Below are 14,464 nucleotides of genomic sequence, written 5' to 3'. Positions count from 1 at the left end.
AAACGACAACAATCATAGAAATACTTAGTATCTAAGAGAACGTACATCTGTCCATATTCATCCGCCCGCAAGCAGTCACGCGTAGTCGCACCTGCGGCGGACGGCCGAATCTGGAGTATAAGATGAGCGATAATAACGAGACGACGGAGGCGGAACAGCAGGTCCGTGGTGCCGTCCGCCGCATCGACGCGGCGGAACGGGACGTCGACGCGACCCCGGGAGCGGGGAGCGACCGGTCGGTTCGACCGGCCATCCGCCGTATCGCCGGGGGCCGTTCGGCCCACGGGGACGACGAGACGGCGACCGACCCGTTCGCGGGCGAGGACACGCCGGCACGGGTGCGTCGGGAGGTCCGGGCGGCGTTCGAGGAGGACCACGTCCCGGGGCCGGTCGAGAGGCCCACCGACGAGTTCATCGCCGAGTCGTTCTTCGATTTCTCGTATCTCGACGACGGCACGGAGGTGACGCGCTACTGGGTGAACGAGCCGTTCGCGTACGTCAGCATCCTCTACGACGAGCAGGCCCGCGAGTACCGCTACCACATCTCGGAACCGACGCTCGACACGTTCGAGGAGTACGTCCGGCAGGACCTGCTGACCCTGCTTCGCAACTCGCTGATGTACTTCGAGTTCGACGAGGACGGCCCGGCCGAGCGGGAGCGCGCGTTCATCGAGAGCGCGACGGGACTCATCGAGGAGCACGCCGCCACCGTCGAGGCGGGCACGCTCCAGAAACTGCTGTACTACCTCCGGCGCGACTTCGTCCACTACGGCCCCATCGACCCCATCATGCGCGACCGGGACATCGAGGACGTCTCCTGTGACGGCATCGACGTGCCGGTGTACGTCTACCACCGCGAGTACCGCGACCTGCGGACGAACGTCTCGTTCGGGAAGCGACGGCTCAACTCCTTCACCGTCCGGCTGGCCCAGCAGGCCGGCAAACAGCTGTCGGTGTCGAACCCGCTGGTCGACGCCTCCCTGCCCGACGGCTCCCGCATCCAGTTGACCCAGGGCGGCGAGGTGTCGACCCGCGGGTCGAACTTCACCATCCGGAAGTTCGCCGACATCCCGTACACGCCGGTCGATTTGGTGAACTGGAACACGTTCTCCGTCGAGCAGATGGCGTACTTCTGGCTCGCCATCGAGAACAACAAGTCGCTGGTGTTCGCTGGCGGCACCGGCTCCGGTAAGACCACGTCGATGAACGCGGTGTCCTTCTTCATCCCGCCGGCCTCGAAGGTAGTCACCATCGAGGACACGCGCGAAATCGACCTCCCGCACGACAACTGGGTGCAGTCGGTGACGCGGTCGTCGGCCTCCGGCGAGGGCCGGGGCGAGGTGTCGATGTACAACCTCCTGCAGGCCGCGCTCCGCCAGCGCCCCGAGTATCTGCTGGTCGGGGAGATACGCACCGAACAGAACGTCGCCCTGACGTTCTTCCAGGCGATGGGGACGGGCCACACCGCCTACACGACCATCCACGCCGACTCCATCGAGACGGTGTTGAGCCGCCTGCAGAACCCGCCGCTGTCGGTGCCGACCCAGATGCTCCAGGACCTCGACATCGTCTCCATCCAGCGACAGACGTTCATCGGCGACCGTCGGGTCCGCCGGAACGCCGGCGTGTACGAACTGTCCGCGGACCCGACCGACCCGACCGACATCGGCGTGGCGCCGATATTCGAGTGGAACCCCGCGGCCGACCACCACGAGCGCGTCGGCGACTCGGCGGTGCTCGCGGAGATAGCCCACGACCGCGGCTGGTCCGAGGAGCGACTGCTGGTCGAACTCGCGCGCCGCGAGCGCGTGCTGGCGCATCTGGTCGAGGGCGACATAACCCGCTATGCGGACGTGGCGGGCACCGTCCACATGTACGCGAAGGACCCCGAGTACGTGCTGGGGGCCATCGAGAGTGGGAGCCTCGACGTGGACGACCTGCTCGCGGGAGACCACGCGAGCGACACCGAGGACGCGGACGTCGACACGCCCGCCGGCCGGCGAACCTGGGAACAGGTCGTCCGGGCGGCGGAGGCGGCGGCCGCGGACGACGGCCCGCCACAGCACGGGGTGAGCGACGCCTCCGGGGATGCCACCGCGGAGGGCGTCGATGACTGAGTTCGACGACGTCGTCGAGGGGCCGCCGACGGAGTACGGCATCGAGCACGTCGCCACCGAGCGCCCCATCGACGACGACGAGCGCCGGCGGCTCCACGAGGAGTACGGCCGGATACGCACGTACTTCAAACTGCGCCCGCGGAACTACCGGCGGGTCCAGCGGAGCCTCAACCAGGCCCGCATGGGGGCGACGTACGACGAGTATCTCGCTGACACCCTGCGGTACGCGCTGGTGGCCGCCCTCGTCGGCGGACTGGTGGGCCTGCTGGTCGCCTCACAGCTTGCGGCGCTGGGCGCCTTCGAAGCGCTCACCGCCCCCGTCTCGGGGCTCGGCGGTGGCGTCGTCACCGTCCTCGCGGCGAACAAGACGCTGGTGGGCGGCGGGGTGCTGACACTCCTGCTCGGTGGGTTGGCGGGGGCCGGCGCCTGGGTCGGCCGTTACTACTACCCGACGACGGTCGTCTCCGCCCGACGACAGAACATCGACATCGTCCTGCCGCACGCCATCGTCTACATGTACGCACTCAGTCACGGCGGGATGGGACTGGTGGAGATCATGCGCTCGCTCGCCGACGCCGACGACGTGTACGGCGAGGTGGCACACGAGTTCGAGATGATAGTCACCGACGTCGACCTGTTCGGGAGCGACATCTACACCGCCCTCCAGAACGCCCGGAACCTCACGCCCAGCGAGAACTTCGAGCAGTTCCTCGACGACCTCATCGGCGTGCTCGACTCGGGCGCGGACGTGACGGCGTTCTTCGAGACCGAGGCGGAGACGTATCTCAGGGAGGCCGAGGAGGAGCAGGAGGAGTTCCTCGAGACGCTGTCGCTTCTGGCCGAGGTGTTCATCGTCGGCTTCGTCGCCGCGCCGCTGTTTCTCATCGTGACGCTGGTCGTCATCAGCCTCATCGGTGGGGGCGTCGTCCCGCAGATAACCACGCTCGTCTACCTCGTCATCCCGCTGGCGATGGTCGCGTTCCTCGTGCTCGTCGACGTGCTCAGCCAGCCGTTCGAGCAGGTGCGGTCGGTGCCCGACGTCGTCGAGTACGACCGCCCGACGCCGCCCGAGCAGGACGACGACGACCCGGACGAGCGGCTGACCGCGTACGCGGGCCGTCAGCGCCGGCTCCGCGTACGGGACCTGCTGTCGGACCCCCTTCCGTCCATCGAGGCGAACCCCCTGCTGTCGCTAGTGGTGACGATGCCGCTGGCGCTCGTCACCGCGGCCGTGTTCGTGGCGACGGGCGCTGTCGTCCCTTCGCTGGCCGCGATGCTCGCGGACCCGGTGCGGACGACGGTCGGGCTCGCGGTGGTGCCGTTCCTCGTCGTCGCGGTGCCGTTGACCCTGTTCCACGAGATGAAGCGCCGCCGCGAGACCGAGATAGCCCGCCGGTTCCCCGACACGCTCAACGTTCTCTCGAGCGCCAACAAGATGGGCATCCCGCTGACCGACGCGCTCGGGCTCGTCGCTCGGTGGTCGGAGGGAGTCGTCGCCAGCGAAATCGAGACGGTTCGCAACGACATCACGTGGAATCACGATGTCACGGCCGCGTTGCTGGCCTTCGCCAACCGGCTCCACGTTCCGCAGTTGGCCCGGACGATGAAACTGCTCGCGGACGGCATCCGGTCGTCGGGCGACCTCTCGCGGGTGCTCGCTATCGCCGCCGAGGACACCCGCAACCGCGCGAAGATGGAGCGGGCGCGCCGCCGCGAACTGTCGTCGTACGTCGCGGTCGTGGTCATCGGCTTCCTCGTCTACCTGCTGGTGGTCGTGATGCTGGACGCGAGCTTTCTCGCGCCCGTCGGCGCGGTGAGCGGCGACCCCGCCGCGCCGGGCGACCCCGAACTACCGGTGTCGTTCGTCAGCGTCCCCGTCCCGGTGTACACGGCGGTGTTCTTCCACTCCGCGCTCATCATGGGCGTCGGCGCGGGCCTGCTCGCGGGAAAACTCGCGGACAACGACACCCTCTCGGGGCTGAAGTACGCGATTCTGATGGTGGTCGTCACGCTCGCGGCGTTTCTGGTGATATAGATGCCCCGCGACGACCCCGGTACGTCCACCTTACTCTCAGACGGGGTGAGAGAAACGCTTGATACCTCAGAGCACCTTTCAGACGGTATGAGTTTCATACCAGACACGAGAGGCCTCTCGGAGGTACTCGGGGCTATCCTCGTGTTCGGGCTGGTGATTTCGGTGGTGTCAGCCGTCCAGGTCGCGGGCGTGCCGGCCGCCAACCAGCAGGTCGAGTTCGAGCACAACGCCCGCGTCCAGGCCGACTTCCAGGCGTTCGACGGGAGCGTCGACCGCGCGGCGACGACCGGGGCGAGCGAGTCCGTCGCGTTCGAGACCGGCGTCCGCTACCCGCCGCGGCTGTTCCTGCTCAACCCCGGGCCGGCGGCCGGGACCGTTTCGACCGGCGCGACCGCCCCGGTCGAACTCCGAAACCTCGCGGCAGTGAACCCCGAGACGGGTGAGTTCCTCGACGGCACCTGGAGCGAGGAAACGACGACGCTGACGTACACCCCCAACTACAACGAGTACCGGGCCGCGCCGACGACCCACTACGAGCACGGCGTGCTGTACAACGCCGACGAGGACGCTACCGCGGTGTTCGACCGGGGCAACGTCGTCGCCGGCGACCGCATCTCGCTGACGCTACTCGCGGGGAGCGTCTCCGAGAGTTCGACGCGGAGCGTGACGATGACCGCGACGCCGCTCAGCTACCCGGCCCAGCGGGTCGCCGTCACGGGCGACGGGAGTGACATCGTCGTCAGCCTCCACACGAACCTCTCACAGGAGACGTGGGAACGGCACGTCCTCGCGGACGAACTCCAGTCGGCCGGCGGCAACGTCGTGAGCGTCGTCTGTACGACCGGCGGGCCGGCCGACGAGCCCTGCGACGGCCCGGTCGAAATCACGCTCGACGGCACCCGGACGTACGAGTTGTGGCTCTCGCAGGTGAGCGTGGACGGCGGCGACGCCACCGACGGGCCCGCCTATCTGACGAGGGTTGGTCCGGCCGCGCCCGCGATTCAGCCGGGCGGTACCGACGTCACCGTGGAACTGCGCGACGCGTTCAACGCCCCAGTAGCGGGCCGACCCGTCTCCTTCGAGATAACGAGCGGGGACGCGGTGTTCGTCGGGGACACCCCCGCCACAACCGACGAGGACGGCCGTGCGACTATCACCGTCGACCCCGTCGACAACGCCTCCATCAGCGTCCGGGCGTTCTACGACCCCGACGCCGACAACGTCCTCGACCCCGGGGAGGACAGCCCCGAGTTCGTGGTGACGTACGCGGCGCTCCCGGTGGCCGACAACGCCCGCCAGCCGACGGGCGACCTGAAGGACATCAACCCCAGGAACGGCAACCTCCGGTACGTCGGTGCCGAGGCCGAGACGAAGACGACGCTGACCGCAACCTTCCAGAACGAGGACGACACCGCGTGGACGATAGAGAAGATGCGGGTGTCGTTCGTGATGAACCCCGACAAGAACAGCGACCCCGAGTACGTGACAGTCAGCCGGACCGACGGCGGCGTGCTCGTGACCGACCTGCCGCTGGGCGACCCGCTGACGCCGGTCGCCAACGGTGAACTCGGGCCGGCCGGGTCCACCACGGATGAGGTCAGTCTGCGGTTCGCGTTCGACGACGACCTCTACAGTCAGGGGAACGCGTTCGAGGGGATGCTCGTCCTCACGTTCGAGGTGCGGAACACGGCCGGTGAGGTGACGTACCTCACCTACTTCGTGTCGGAGTGACGCCCGACCTGCTCCGGTGGCCGTCCGTCGGAGCAGAAAACGCTTTGAGCGACCACTCACATACCCCGGTGTGGACGACGAGCGCCCCATCGAGGAGGTACTGAACACCATCGGCGACGAGAGCGCCAGAACCGTGCTGGCCGCCATCTCGCGGGAGCCGCGCTCGGCGAAGGAGCTGGCCGAGGAGTGCGACATGTCGCTACCGACCATCTACCGGCGGCTGGAACTGCTCCAGGAACACGACCTCGTCAGCGAGCAGACCGCCGTCGCCGAGGACGGCAACCACTACAACGTGTACAAGTGCAACTTCGACTCGACGGTCATCACGCTGGAGGACGACGAGTACAAGGTCCGCATCTACCGGAAGGAGAACGTCCCCGACCGGTTCACCACGCTGTGGGACGAACTCGCGGGCGAGTGACGCCGCCGGTCGCTGGCGAATGAACTAAGCCCCTCGGACGGGGGCCATCCCGTATGGTATCCGTCTCCATCGCCGGGCTGTTTCTGGGTCTGATGCGGCTGGTCCTCTTCGGTCTCTCGCTCGGGCTGACGGTCATCAGTTTCCAGGCGTACCGGAAGAACGGGAGCGAACGCCTCCAGTACGCGTTCGTCGGGTTCGCGTTCATCAGCATGGGCGTCGCCGTGACGAACCTCAACACCCAACTGCTCGTCGCGGGCGGCGTCGAGCCCGGCGGCTCCTTCCTCTGGTTCCAGATCGCCGAGACCGTCCCCTTCTCCGTCGGCTTCGCGATGATATATCTCTCGCTGTACCGATAGGTTCTCCTGGAACGGGACCGACTCTCCGCCGATGACGTACGACGCTCTCCTGTTCGACCACGACGGCGTCCTGCTCAGGGTCGACCCCGGGGACCGCGAGCGGTTCCACGACGCCGTCCGCGAAGCCTTTGCCGCCGTCGGCGCCGACCCCGACGCCGAGGACGTGCGCGAGTTGGTGTACGGCGTGAGTCCCGAACAGGTGCAGGCGGTCGCGGACCGCTACGGCGTCGACCCGGAGGCGTTCTGGCGGGCCCGCGACGAACACTGCTCGCGGGTTCAGCGGCGGGCCATCGACGCCGGCGAGAAGCGCCTGTACGACGACGTCGACGCGCTCGCGGCGCTCGACCGGCCGCTGGGCGTCGTCTCGACGAACCAGCAGGCGACCCTCGAGCACGTCGTCGAGACGTTCGGCGACCGGCTCCCCGCCTTCGAGAGCGTCCACGGGCGACCGCCGACGATACGGAGTCTCCGCCGCAAGAAGCCGAACCCCCACTATCTCGAACGGGCGCTGGACGCTCTGGACGCGACGCGGGCGCTGTACGTCGGCGACAGCCCCCACGACGTCGAGGCGGCCCACGCCGCCGGGCTGGACGCGGCGTTCCTCCGGCGGGAGCACAACGCCGACGTGGAGCCGGACCGGAGCCCGGAGTACGAACTCCAGGGGTTAGAGGAGATACGGACGATAGCGGGCGAGAACTGAAGCCGGGTCAGCGACGGGACGAGACGACCAGAAGCGGGCCGACGAACAGCAGGGCGAGGCCGAGGAACTTGAAATGTATCGGCTGGACCTGCGACGGCGTCATCAGGAACAGCAGGCCGAAGGCGACGAGGTTCAGGCCCATCACCTTCATCGATTTCAGCGGCAACACTCCCAGCACCGAGACGATGAAGAGTGCGAAGATGACCTGCCCCGCGTTGAACTGGAGCAGGAAGTTGTCGATGACCTGGAGCGGTACGGCGAACATCCTTGTTCGAGATGGCGGCGTTCGGCTCTTAATGGTTCCGTTACCCGCCCGGCTCGAACTCCATGTCGCGGAGCCAGACGGCCCAGACGACGACCACCGCGCCGCCGTAGCCCGCCGCCCACGCCAGCGCCGCCAGCGCCTCGTAGCCCGCTCGCGTGAGCGCGAAGTCAGCGACGCCGGCGAGCGCGACCGTCGCCGCCAGCAGTCCGGCGGCCTTCGCCCAGTCGGGTACGTCTACGCCGCTCGCCAGTGACATACCGGTCGTTGGGAGCGAGCGACGGTGAATCCACCGGTCGCGGGATGCGAGCGAGTGAACGACTGGCACACCCTCGACGGGTCTTTTACCGCCGGGGCTGACCCGGGCGTATGGAGTACCGCCCCATCCCAGACGACGAGGCGGGCGAGGAACTGTTCGCCCGCTACGTCCAGTACGCCTTCCAGCCGACCGCCGGCCCGGGCGTCGAGGACACGCTGGCGGACGACGACCGCCCGGAGCCGCCGCGGGTCCAGCGTGGCCTCTACCCACCCGACGGCGACGACCCCGTCTCGCTGCTGTCTTCCTACGAGTTCACGACGCAGTTGCGCGGCGCCAGCCTGCCGATGGGCGGCGTGTCGACGGTCGCGACACTGCCGGAACACCGCCGGCAGGGGTACGTCGAGCAGTTGCTCCGCGAACTGTGCGGGGAGTACCGCGAGGAGGGGACGCCGCTGTCGGCGCTGTGGCCGTTCGCCGCCCCGTTCTACCGGCAGTTCGGCTGGGCGACCTGCAACCGATATCTGGAGTGGTCCGCGGCGCCGGCGGACCTCCGCGGTGCCGCGAGCGACCCAGCCGGTACGTGGCGACAACTGGACCGCGGCGACTGGGAGCCGCTGGATGCCGTCCACGAGGCCGCGGTCGCGGGCCACGAACTCGCGGTCGACCGCACCGAAGACTGGTGGACAGAGCGGGTGGTCCGCTCGTGGGACACCGACCCGTTCGTCTACGCCTGGTTCGACGACGACCGGCCCCGCGCGTACCTCGTCTACCGCGTCACCGGCGAGTGGGGCGACCGCACGCTCCGCGTCGAGGAGCTGGGCGCGGTCGACTTCGAGGCGTTCGGCCACGTCGTCCGCTTCCTCGCGGACCACGACTCGCAGGTCCACACCGTGGAGTTCACCACCGCGCCCGACCCCGGACTGCTGGACCGCGTCGACGACCCCGCCGAGGTCGACTGCGAACTGAAGGCCGGCCCGATGCTCCGTCTCGTGGACGTGCCCGCAACGCTGTCGGCGCTGTCGTACCCCGCCGACGGCCGCGTCGTCCTCGACGTGTCGGACCCGCTACTCGATTCGGTTGCGGGCCGCTACGTGCTGGCGGTGACCGACGGCACGGCGACCTGCGAGACGGCCGACGGCGCCGCCGACGCCGCGCTGGAGGTGGGCGCACTCTCGCAGTTGGTCTGTGGCTACCGGACGGCGTCGACGCTGGCACGGGCGGGCGAACTCGACGCCGACGCCGCCACCGTCGAGACGCTCGACGCGCTGTTCCCCGAGGCGTCGCCGTATCTCAAGGAGGGGTTCTGAGCGCTCGGGAGGCGTCAATAGAGTTCATAGCGAGGGTTTTCTGCACCGGGCCACCAGCCTCCGACGGCGTCCAGCCACCAGCGGACGGGCGGGGGCCTGTCCCTTCTGAACCGCTGTGTGTCGCCCCCGTCCGTCGCGCCGACGGGGGGGAACCCTGACAGTTCATCCACCACCGTTATGTGAGACGCCCCTGTCGCCCGTAACGTGTCAGCGAATCTGGAAGATTGCGACGGCTGTGGGAGCTCCGCCGTGCGGCGACTCGACGGCGGGACGCGGGTGTGTGACGGCTGTGGCGACCTGGAGTTCGGGACCTGCGTGAGATGTGGCGACCACGGCGCGGAGGTGTCCCGGGTCATCGACGGCGACCTGCGGCCGGTCTGTTATCTCTGCAAGTCGGTGTGACTACCCCCGCGTGAGCGCCCACGCCTGCCACAGGCCGACGGCGACCGTCACCACGAGCAGGGCGACGAGCGGCAGGGGGTGGAGCCCCGCGAGCGCGGACGGCACCAACAGGAAGTAGACGGCGAGTGCCGCCGCCGCCAGCGCGGCCGCCAGGAACGCACCGGCACGAAGGCGGGCGACCAGCGAAGTGGCCATACCGGCCGGTTCAACGAACGCGCCGAAAACTGTTCGGGCGTCGTCACTCCGGAGGTAGCGTCCGAGATGAAGTGGCTGGGGAGGTCGGTTGACCCCGGACGGCTACGAACCGTCCGAAGTTGGGATGGGCCAACTCGGATTTGAACCGAGGACCTCCCGGTTATCAGCCGAGCGCTCATACCTGGCTGAGCTATTGGCCCAGGTCAGCGCGTTTCATCGTACCGCGGTGGGTCGTTTAACGGTTTCGTTTCGGCAGACGCGAGGCTGGCGCGCCAGCGCCAGCCTCGGAAAACGCGAGCGGCGAAGCCGCGAGCACCGCGTCCATGCGAACGGTGGGCAGTTCCGCGAGCAGGGAGGCGGGTAGTCCCGGGTGGCCGCCAGTCAGGAGTCGCCCGGATTCGAGCGGTCGTCGGCGTCGTCGACGGTGCGGTACTCGTCGTCGTCGATGTCGACCGTGGTGCCGTCGTCCGGGTCCGAGGGGCCGGAACCGGGACCGGCCGCACCGCCGGGGGCGCCCGGGCCGGCGTCGTCGCCGGGGAAGCCGCCGACGTAGACGTTGCCCGTCGCGAACCCGCCCGTCTTCGAGTCGACGTACGGCGTGACGACGTACCGCTTGACGAGCACGCGCACCGGGTAGCGGGTCGGCGGCAACGTCAACAGCAACGCCGTGGCGTCGGTCACGATACCGGGCGTGAGGAACATCGCGCCCGCGGCGATGAGCAGGCCGCCGTCGACGAGTTCGTCCGTCGGGGCCTCGCCCGTGGCGAGTTTCTCCTGAATCTGTCGGAGCGTGTGGCGGCCCTCGGCGCGCACTAGCAGCATCCCGACCAGCGCCGTCAGGACGACGACGGCGACGACGGCCACCAGCGGGAACTGGGTCGCCAGCACGACCAGCAGCATGGCGTCGAGCAGCGGAATCAACAGCAGGACGCCGATGACCCGGAGGTCCATACCCGGAGTAGCGGCCCGGGCCGCATAACCCTTTTCGACCCGGTCAGGCGTCGTCGGAGGCGAACGGCGCGTGCCGCTCGGGCCGCGTGACGAGCCGCCGCAGGTACCGGTAGACGGGGAACAGGCGGTCCTCGAACCACTCGTGGACGCCCGAGGAACTGGCGTACACGACGACCGGGACGCCCTCGCCGGCCGCCAGCGAGACGACACGGTCGGGCGTCGACCCGAACACCCACTGGCGGAGCCGCCGGGTGCGCGAGGCGCCGACCACGAGGACGCCGCCGTGGTCGCTCGCGGCCGACACCAGCCCCTCGGCGACGGAGGCGGCCTGGACGCCGTGCGTGTGGACGTCCACGTCGCCCAGCGCGTCGACCGTCTCGCCGACCTGCTCGGGCGTGCCGCCCTCGCCGGCGGGGTTGACGCGGACGACGTGGACCTCGCTTCCGGCCTCGCCCAGCGACCGGACGAGAGGGAGCACCGCGTTGTGGTGCGGGCCGCCGCCCGCGCCGACGGTCACCGTCGAGAGGTCGACCGCCTCGACGCCGCTTGTGAACACCACGTCACAGGGGGCGTCGTACTCCACCTGTTCGGCGATGCCCTCGTTCGACTCGGGGTAGCCCATCACCACGAGGTCCGCGCCGTCGCGCCGGGCCGTCGCCACGATGTCGAACGCCACGTCCCGACAGGTGTGCGCCTCGACGGTGTAGTCGCCGTCGACGTCGGCCGCGTCGAGTCGGCCGCGTATCTCCTCGGCCCGCTCGTTTGCGCGGCCTTCGAGCATCTCGTGGGGCGTCTGCTCGGGGACGGGGACGACGTTGAGCACCTGCACTACCGGGTCCTCGCCGTGGGCGCGGCCGAACTCGCGGGCGAGTCGGACGTACGCCGGGGCGCGGTCGGGGCGAGCGATGGGCACCAGCACGCGCGGGCGTTCCTCGCTCGCCTCGGTCTCGGAGCCGTCGCCGGGTGCGGCGGCCGTCCCGCCGCCGTTGGGCGTCGCTTCGACCACCTCCCGGACCAGTTCGTCCGTCTCCGGCGCGCCGCCCCACCCGACGTAGGCGACCACGAGCAGGGCCGCGGTGAGCAGGCCAAGCAGGACGCCCACGGTCGGGAGGTTGTAGACGAGCGCGACGTTGGCGACGATGCCGAGCGCGGGGACGACCGGCACGCCGGGCACGCTGAACCCCCGCTCGATGTCGGGGAACCGGTCGCGCGACTTGATGAGCGCGTAGTTGACGACCGCCAGCGGCAACAGGAGGTTGAGGGTGGCGAAGCCGGTCAGCGGGTTCAACCCGAGGACGAACTCCTCAACCGCGACCGTGAACCCCGCGACCGTCGCCTCGAACCCGACGGGGAGGGGCGTGACGAGCCCGTGGTGGCCGAACAGCGTCATGAACACGACGACGAGCGTGACGATGACGCCCGTCGCCGAGGCGATGCTCCAGAACGGCGTCCCGTGTTCGGGGTGGATGCGGGAGAACCGTCGGGGCGCCTGCCCGTTCGACCCCATCAGCGAGCCGATACCCGACGCCGCGAGGATGGAGGCGTTCGACGCCGATATCATCGAGAAGATGGCGCCCGCGACGATGAGGTACTTGCCGACGGGGACGCCAGCGACCGTCACCGGGATGAACGCCTGCGCGACCGCGCCCATCGCCGTCTCCCCCAACTGGAGTATCTCCTCGGGCGAGCGGGCCAGCCGCCCGGCGACGTTCGTGATGTTGACCATCGCGACGATGACGAGCGCGTACAGCACGGTGACGGTGCCGATGGAGGCGGCGATGGCCCGCGGCACCGTCTTCCGCGGCTCGATTATCTCGCCGGCGCTCGCGGCGATGGCCGAGAAGCCGAAGAACGTGATGAACGCCAGCGCCGCCACCGACACCGTTCCGACCGGCTTCGTCTGGAAGCTTCCGGTGAACTCGCCGAGCGCGGGGCCGACCCCGACGCTGGCGAACATGCCGCCGACGAAGGCGAACAGGACGGCGACCTTCGCGCCGGTGACGATGACCTGGAACGACCCCGACTCCTCGGTGCCGCGGGCGTTCAGGAACCCCAGCAGGAGCGCCGCGGACACGCCGAACGTCCCGCGCGGCAGGACGTGGAACGACTCGGGGACGAGAAACCGGAAGAACCACTCGTCCATCGTCGCCAGGTAGAACGCCGTGGTGCCGGTGTAGCCGAGGAACAGCGACATGCCGACGGCGTACGTCAGCAGTTCGCGGTCCTCGAACGTGCGGGAGGTGAACAGGTAGCCGCCGCCGTTCTCGGAGTAGATGGACGCGAACTCCGAGTAGGAGGCGGCGGTGATGCCGGCGACGACCGCCGCCAGCACGAACGCGACGACGGCCGTCGACCCGATGCGCAGGACGGCGATGCCGGACAGCGAGAAGATACCCGCCGCTATCATCGTCCCCAGTCCGATGGCGAACGCGACGGTAAAGCCGAGCGTCCGCGTGTGCTCTGTCATCGGTCACGCTGACTCGCTCCGGTCGGAAAAAAGCCCCCGGCCCGACGGGCCGAACGCGCTATCGCTCGACCGTGACGGCCTCTATCTCCGCGTCCTCCCGAGGCTGGTCCTGCCGGTCGGTCTGTAGCGAGCCGATGGTCTCGACGACGTCCATCCCGCCGACGACCTGCCCGAAGACGGCGTGTTTCCCGTCGAGGTGGGGCTGGGCGTCCAGCGTGATGAAGAACTGCGAGCCGTTGGTGTTCGGCCCGGAGTTGGCCATCGACAGCACGCCCGGCCCGTCGTGGGTCAACTCGTCGTGGAACTCGTCGTCGAACTGGTAGCCGGGGCCGCCGCGGCCGGTTCCGGTCGGGTCGCCGCCCTGAATCATGAACCCCTCGATGATGCGGTGGAAGACGGCGCCCTCGTACAGCGAGTCGCCGCGCGTCTCGCCCGACTCGGGGTCCTCCCACGTCACCGTCTCGACGCCGGGGTCGGCGCTGGCGGCCGGGTCGTGTTCCGCGAGGTTGAGGAAGTTCTCGACGGTCCGGGGCGCCCGGTCCGCGAACAGTTCGATTTCGACGTCGCCGTGGGTCGTGTGGAGCGTCACGCGGGGGTTGTCCCGCCCAGTGGGTTCGCGGTCGTCTGCCATACCCGGCCATCGGGCAGGCCCGCCGAAAAGGGTGCCGGTCAGCCGACGACCCGGAGACCGACCAGCATCCCGACGGCCGCGGCCGGCGGGATGGTGAGGTTGTCGTCGATGACGTACCCCCGGACGACGGGTTTGACGCCGTCCGCGACCGTGGCGGCGGCGGCCCCGAGCGCCGCCGCGACCGGTGAGACGAACGGCACCGCCAGCAGGAAGCAGACGCCGAACATCCCGACGAGCACGCGCGGCCGCTTCATGGACCGGAGTTCGCCTGACGACAGCAGGCCGCTCACCGGGTCGCCGAGCGTCAGCATCAACACCGCGGGAACGCCCACCGCGGGGTCGGTCAGTAGCATGACCACGGTGCCGGAGATGGCGTACAGTGCGTAGCCCGCGAGGTTGTCCTGTTCGTACTCGCGGGTGAGACGGTCGTAGATGGCGTGGTCGAACCCCGCGAGCAGGCGGAGCGCCTCCAGCGCGAGCGCCAACAGCGTGCCCGCGATGGCGAGCAGTCGCACCTCCTCCCACGTCGCCACACCCGCGACGTACGCCAGGGGAACGGCAGAGCCACAGGCATGGACGAGGCGGCGAGCGAGTTCACTCATCGGGAAGTCGGATGCGTGTTCACCGCCC

At 69.1% G+C, this 14,464-nt stretch carries 15 protein-coding genes and 1 tRNA gene; 8 read left to right on the top strand and 8 right to left on the bottom strand.

The features are described 5' to 3' along the window. The first annotated feature begins 122 nt into the window (after positions 1-122). From NL112_RS11125 to NL112_RS11100, 6 genes are all read left to right on the top strand, one after another. The gene (locus tag NL112_RS11125; RefSeq protein WP_255148906.1) at positions 123-2,117 is read left to right on the top strand and encodes a type II/IV secretion system ATPase subunit; all 1,995 of its coding nucleotides are present in this window, start codon (positions 123-125) and stop codon (positions 2,115-2,117) included. Then, entirely contained in the window at positions 2,110-4,152 is a 2,043-nt protein-coding gene (locus NL112_RS11120; RefSeq protein ID WP_255148905.1) for a type II secretion system F family protein, read from the top strand. The genes NL112_RS11125 and NL112_RS11120 overlap by 8 nt, the downstream gene beginning before the upstream one ends. Positions 4,153-4,239: 87 nt before the next feature. After that, on the top strand, positions 4,240-5,883 hold the full coding sequence (locus tag NL112_RS11115) for a DUF7289 family protein (protein ID WP_255148904.1): 1,644 nt from the start codon (positions 4,240-4,242) through the stop codon (positions 5,881-5,883). Positions 5,884-5,953: 70 nt separating this feature from the next. Next, on the top strand, positions 5,954-6,304 hold the full coding sequence (locus NL112_RS11110; RefSeq protein WP_255148903.1) for an ArsR/SmtB family transcription factor: 351 nt from the start codon (positions 5,954-5,956) through the stop codon (positions 6,302-6,304). A gap of 53 nt (positions 6,305-6,357) precedes the next feature. Further along, positions 6,358-6,660 (top strand): DUF7521 family protein, encoded by a 303-nt coding sequence (locus tag NL112_RS11105; protein WP_255148902.1) that lies wholly within the window; start codon positions 6,358-6,360, stop codon positions 6,658-6,660. A 31-nt stretch (positions 6,661-6,691) separates the two neighbouring features. After that, complete coding sequence (locus tag NL112_RS11100) at positions 6,692-7,360, top strand: HAD family hydrolase (protein ID WP_255148901.1); 669 nt, start codon at positions 6,692-6,694, stop codon at positions 7,358-7,360. A gap of 7 nt (positions 7,361-7,367) precedes the next feature. On the opposite strand, the gene NL112_RS11095 is transcribed toward NL112_RS11100, so the two are convergent. Both NL112_RS11095 and NL112_RS11090 read right to left on the bottom strand, forming a co-directional pair. Continuing rightward, positions 7,368-7,625: a DUF8006 family protein gene (locus tag NL112_RS11095; RefSeq protein ID WP_255148900.1), complete on the bottom strand. Its 258-nt coding sequence runs from the start codon at positions 7,623-7,625 to the stop codon at positions 7,368-7,370. A gap of 40 nt (positions 7,626-7,665) precedes the next feature. Next, the gene (locus NL112_RS11090; RefSeq protein WP_255148899.1) at positions 7,666-7,881 is read right to left on the bottom strand and encodes a DUF7996 family protein; all 216 of its coding nucleotides are present in this window, start codon (positions 7,879-7,881) and stop codon (positions 7,666-7,668) included. Positions 7,882-7,991: 110 nt separating this feature from the next. On the opposite strand from NL112_RS11090, the gene NL112_RS11085 reads away from it, so the two are divergent. After that, positions 7,992-9,188, top strand: coding sequence for a GNAT family N-acetyltransferase (locus tag NL112_RS11085; RefSeq protein WP_255148898.1), 1,197 nt, complete (start codon positions 7,992-7,994; stop codon positions 9,186-9,188). A 204-nt stretch (positions 9,189-9,392) separates the two neighbouring features. Further along, the gene (locus tag NL112_RS11080; RefSeq protein ID WP_255148897.1) at positions 9,393-9,590 is read left to right on the top strand and encodes a hypothetical protein; all 198 of its coding nucleotides are present in this window, start codon (positions 9,393-9,395) and stop codon (positions 9,588-9,590) included. On the opposite strand, the gene NL112_RS11075 is transcribed toward NL112_RS11080, so the two are convergent. From NL112_RS11075 to NL112_RS11050, 6 genes are all read right to left on the bottom strand, one after another. Continuing rightward, the gene (locus tag NL112_RS11075) at positions 9,591-9,785 is read right to left on the bottom strand and encodes a hypothetical protein (protein WP_255148896.1); all 195 of its coding nucleotides are present in this window, start codon (positions 9,783-9,785) and stop codon (positions 9,591-9,593) included. It abuts the gene before it with no gap. A gap of 125 nt (positions 9,786-9,910) precedes the next feature. Beyond that, positions 9,911-9,985: transfer RNA gene (locus NL112_RS11070), tRNA-Ile, on the bottom strand. A gap of 181 nt (positions 9,986-10,166) precedes the next feature. After that, positions 10,167-10,736 carry an FxsA family protein gene (locus NL112_RS11065; RefSeq protein ID WP_255148895.1) on the bottom strand — a complete coding sequence of 190 codons (570 nt, stop codon included), beginning with the start codon at positions 10,734-10,736 and terminating at the stop codon, positions 10,167-10,169. 43 nt (positions 10,737-10,779) lie between these two features. After that, positions 10,780-13,203, bottom strand: a complete 2,424-nt coding sequence (locus NL112_RS11060; RefSeq protein ID WP_255148894.1) for an amino acid permease — start codon at positions 13,201-13,203, stop codon at positions 10,780-10,782. Between the two features lie 58 nt (positions 13,204-13,261). Then, complete coding sequence (locus NL112_RS11055; RefSeq protein WP_255148893.1) at positions 13,262-13,834, bottom strand: peptidylprolyl isomerase; 573 nt, start codon at positions 13,832-13,834, stop codon at positions 13,262-13,264. A gap of 38 nt (positions 13,835-13,872) precedes the next feature. After that, on the bottom strand, positions 13,873-14,436 hold the full coding sequence (locus NL112_RS11050) for a dolichol kinase (RefSeq protein WP_255148892.1): 564 nt from the start codon (positions 14,434-14,436) through the stop codon (positions 13,873-13,875). Positions 14,437-14,464: the final 28 nt, after the last annotated feature.

Source organism: Halorarius halobius (assembly GCF_024298865.1).
In the GTDB taxonomy this organism is placed as follows: Archaea; Halobacteriota; Halobacteria; order Halobacteriales; family Haloarculaceae; genus Halorarius; species Halorarius halobius.
This window is presented reverse-complemented; position numbering and strand designations above follow the sequence as displayed.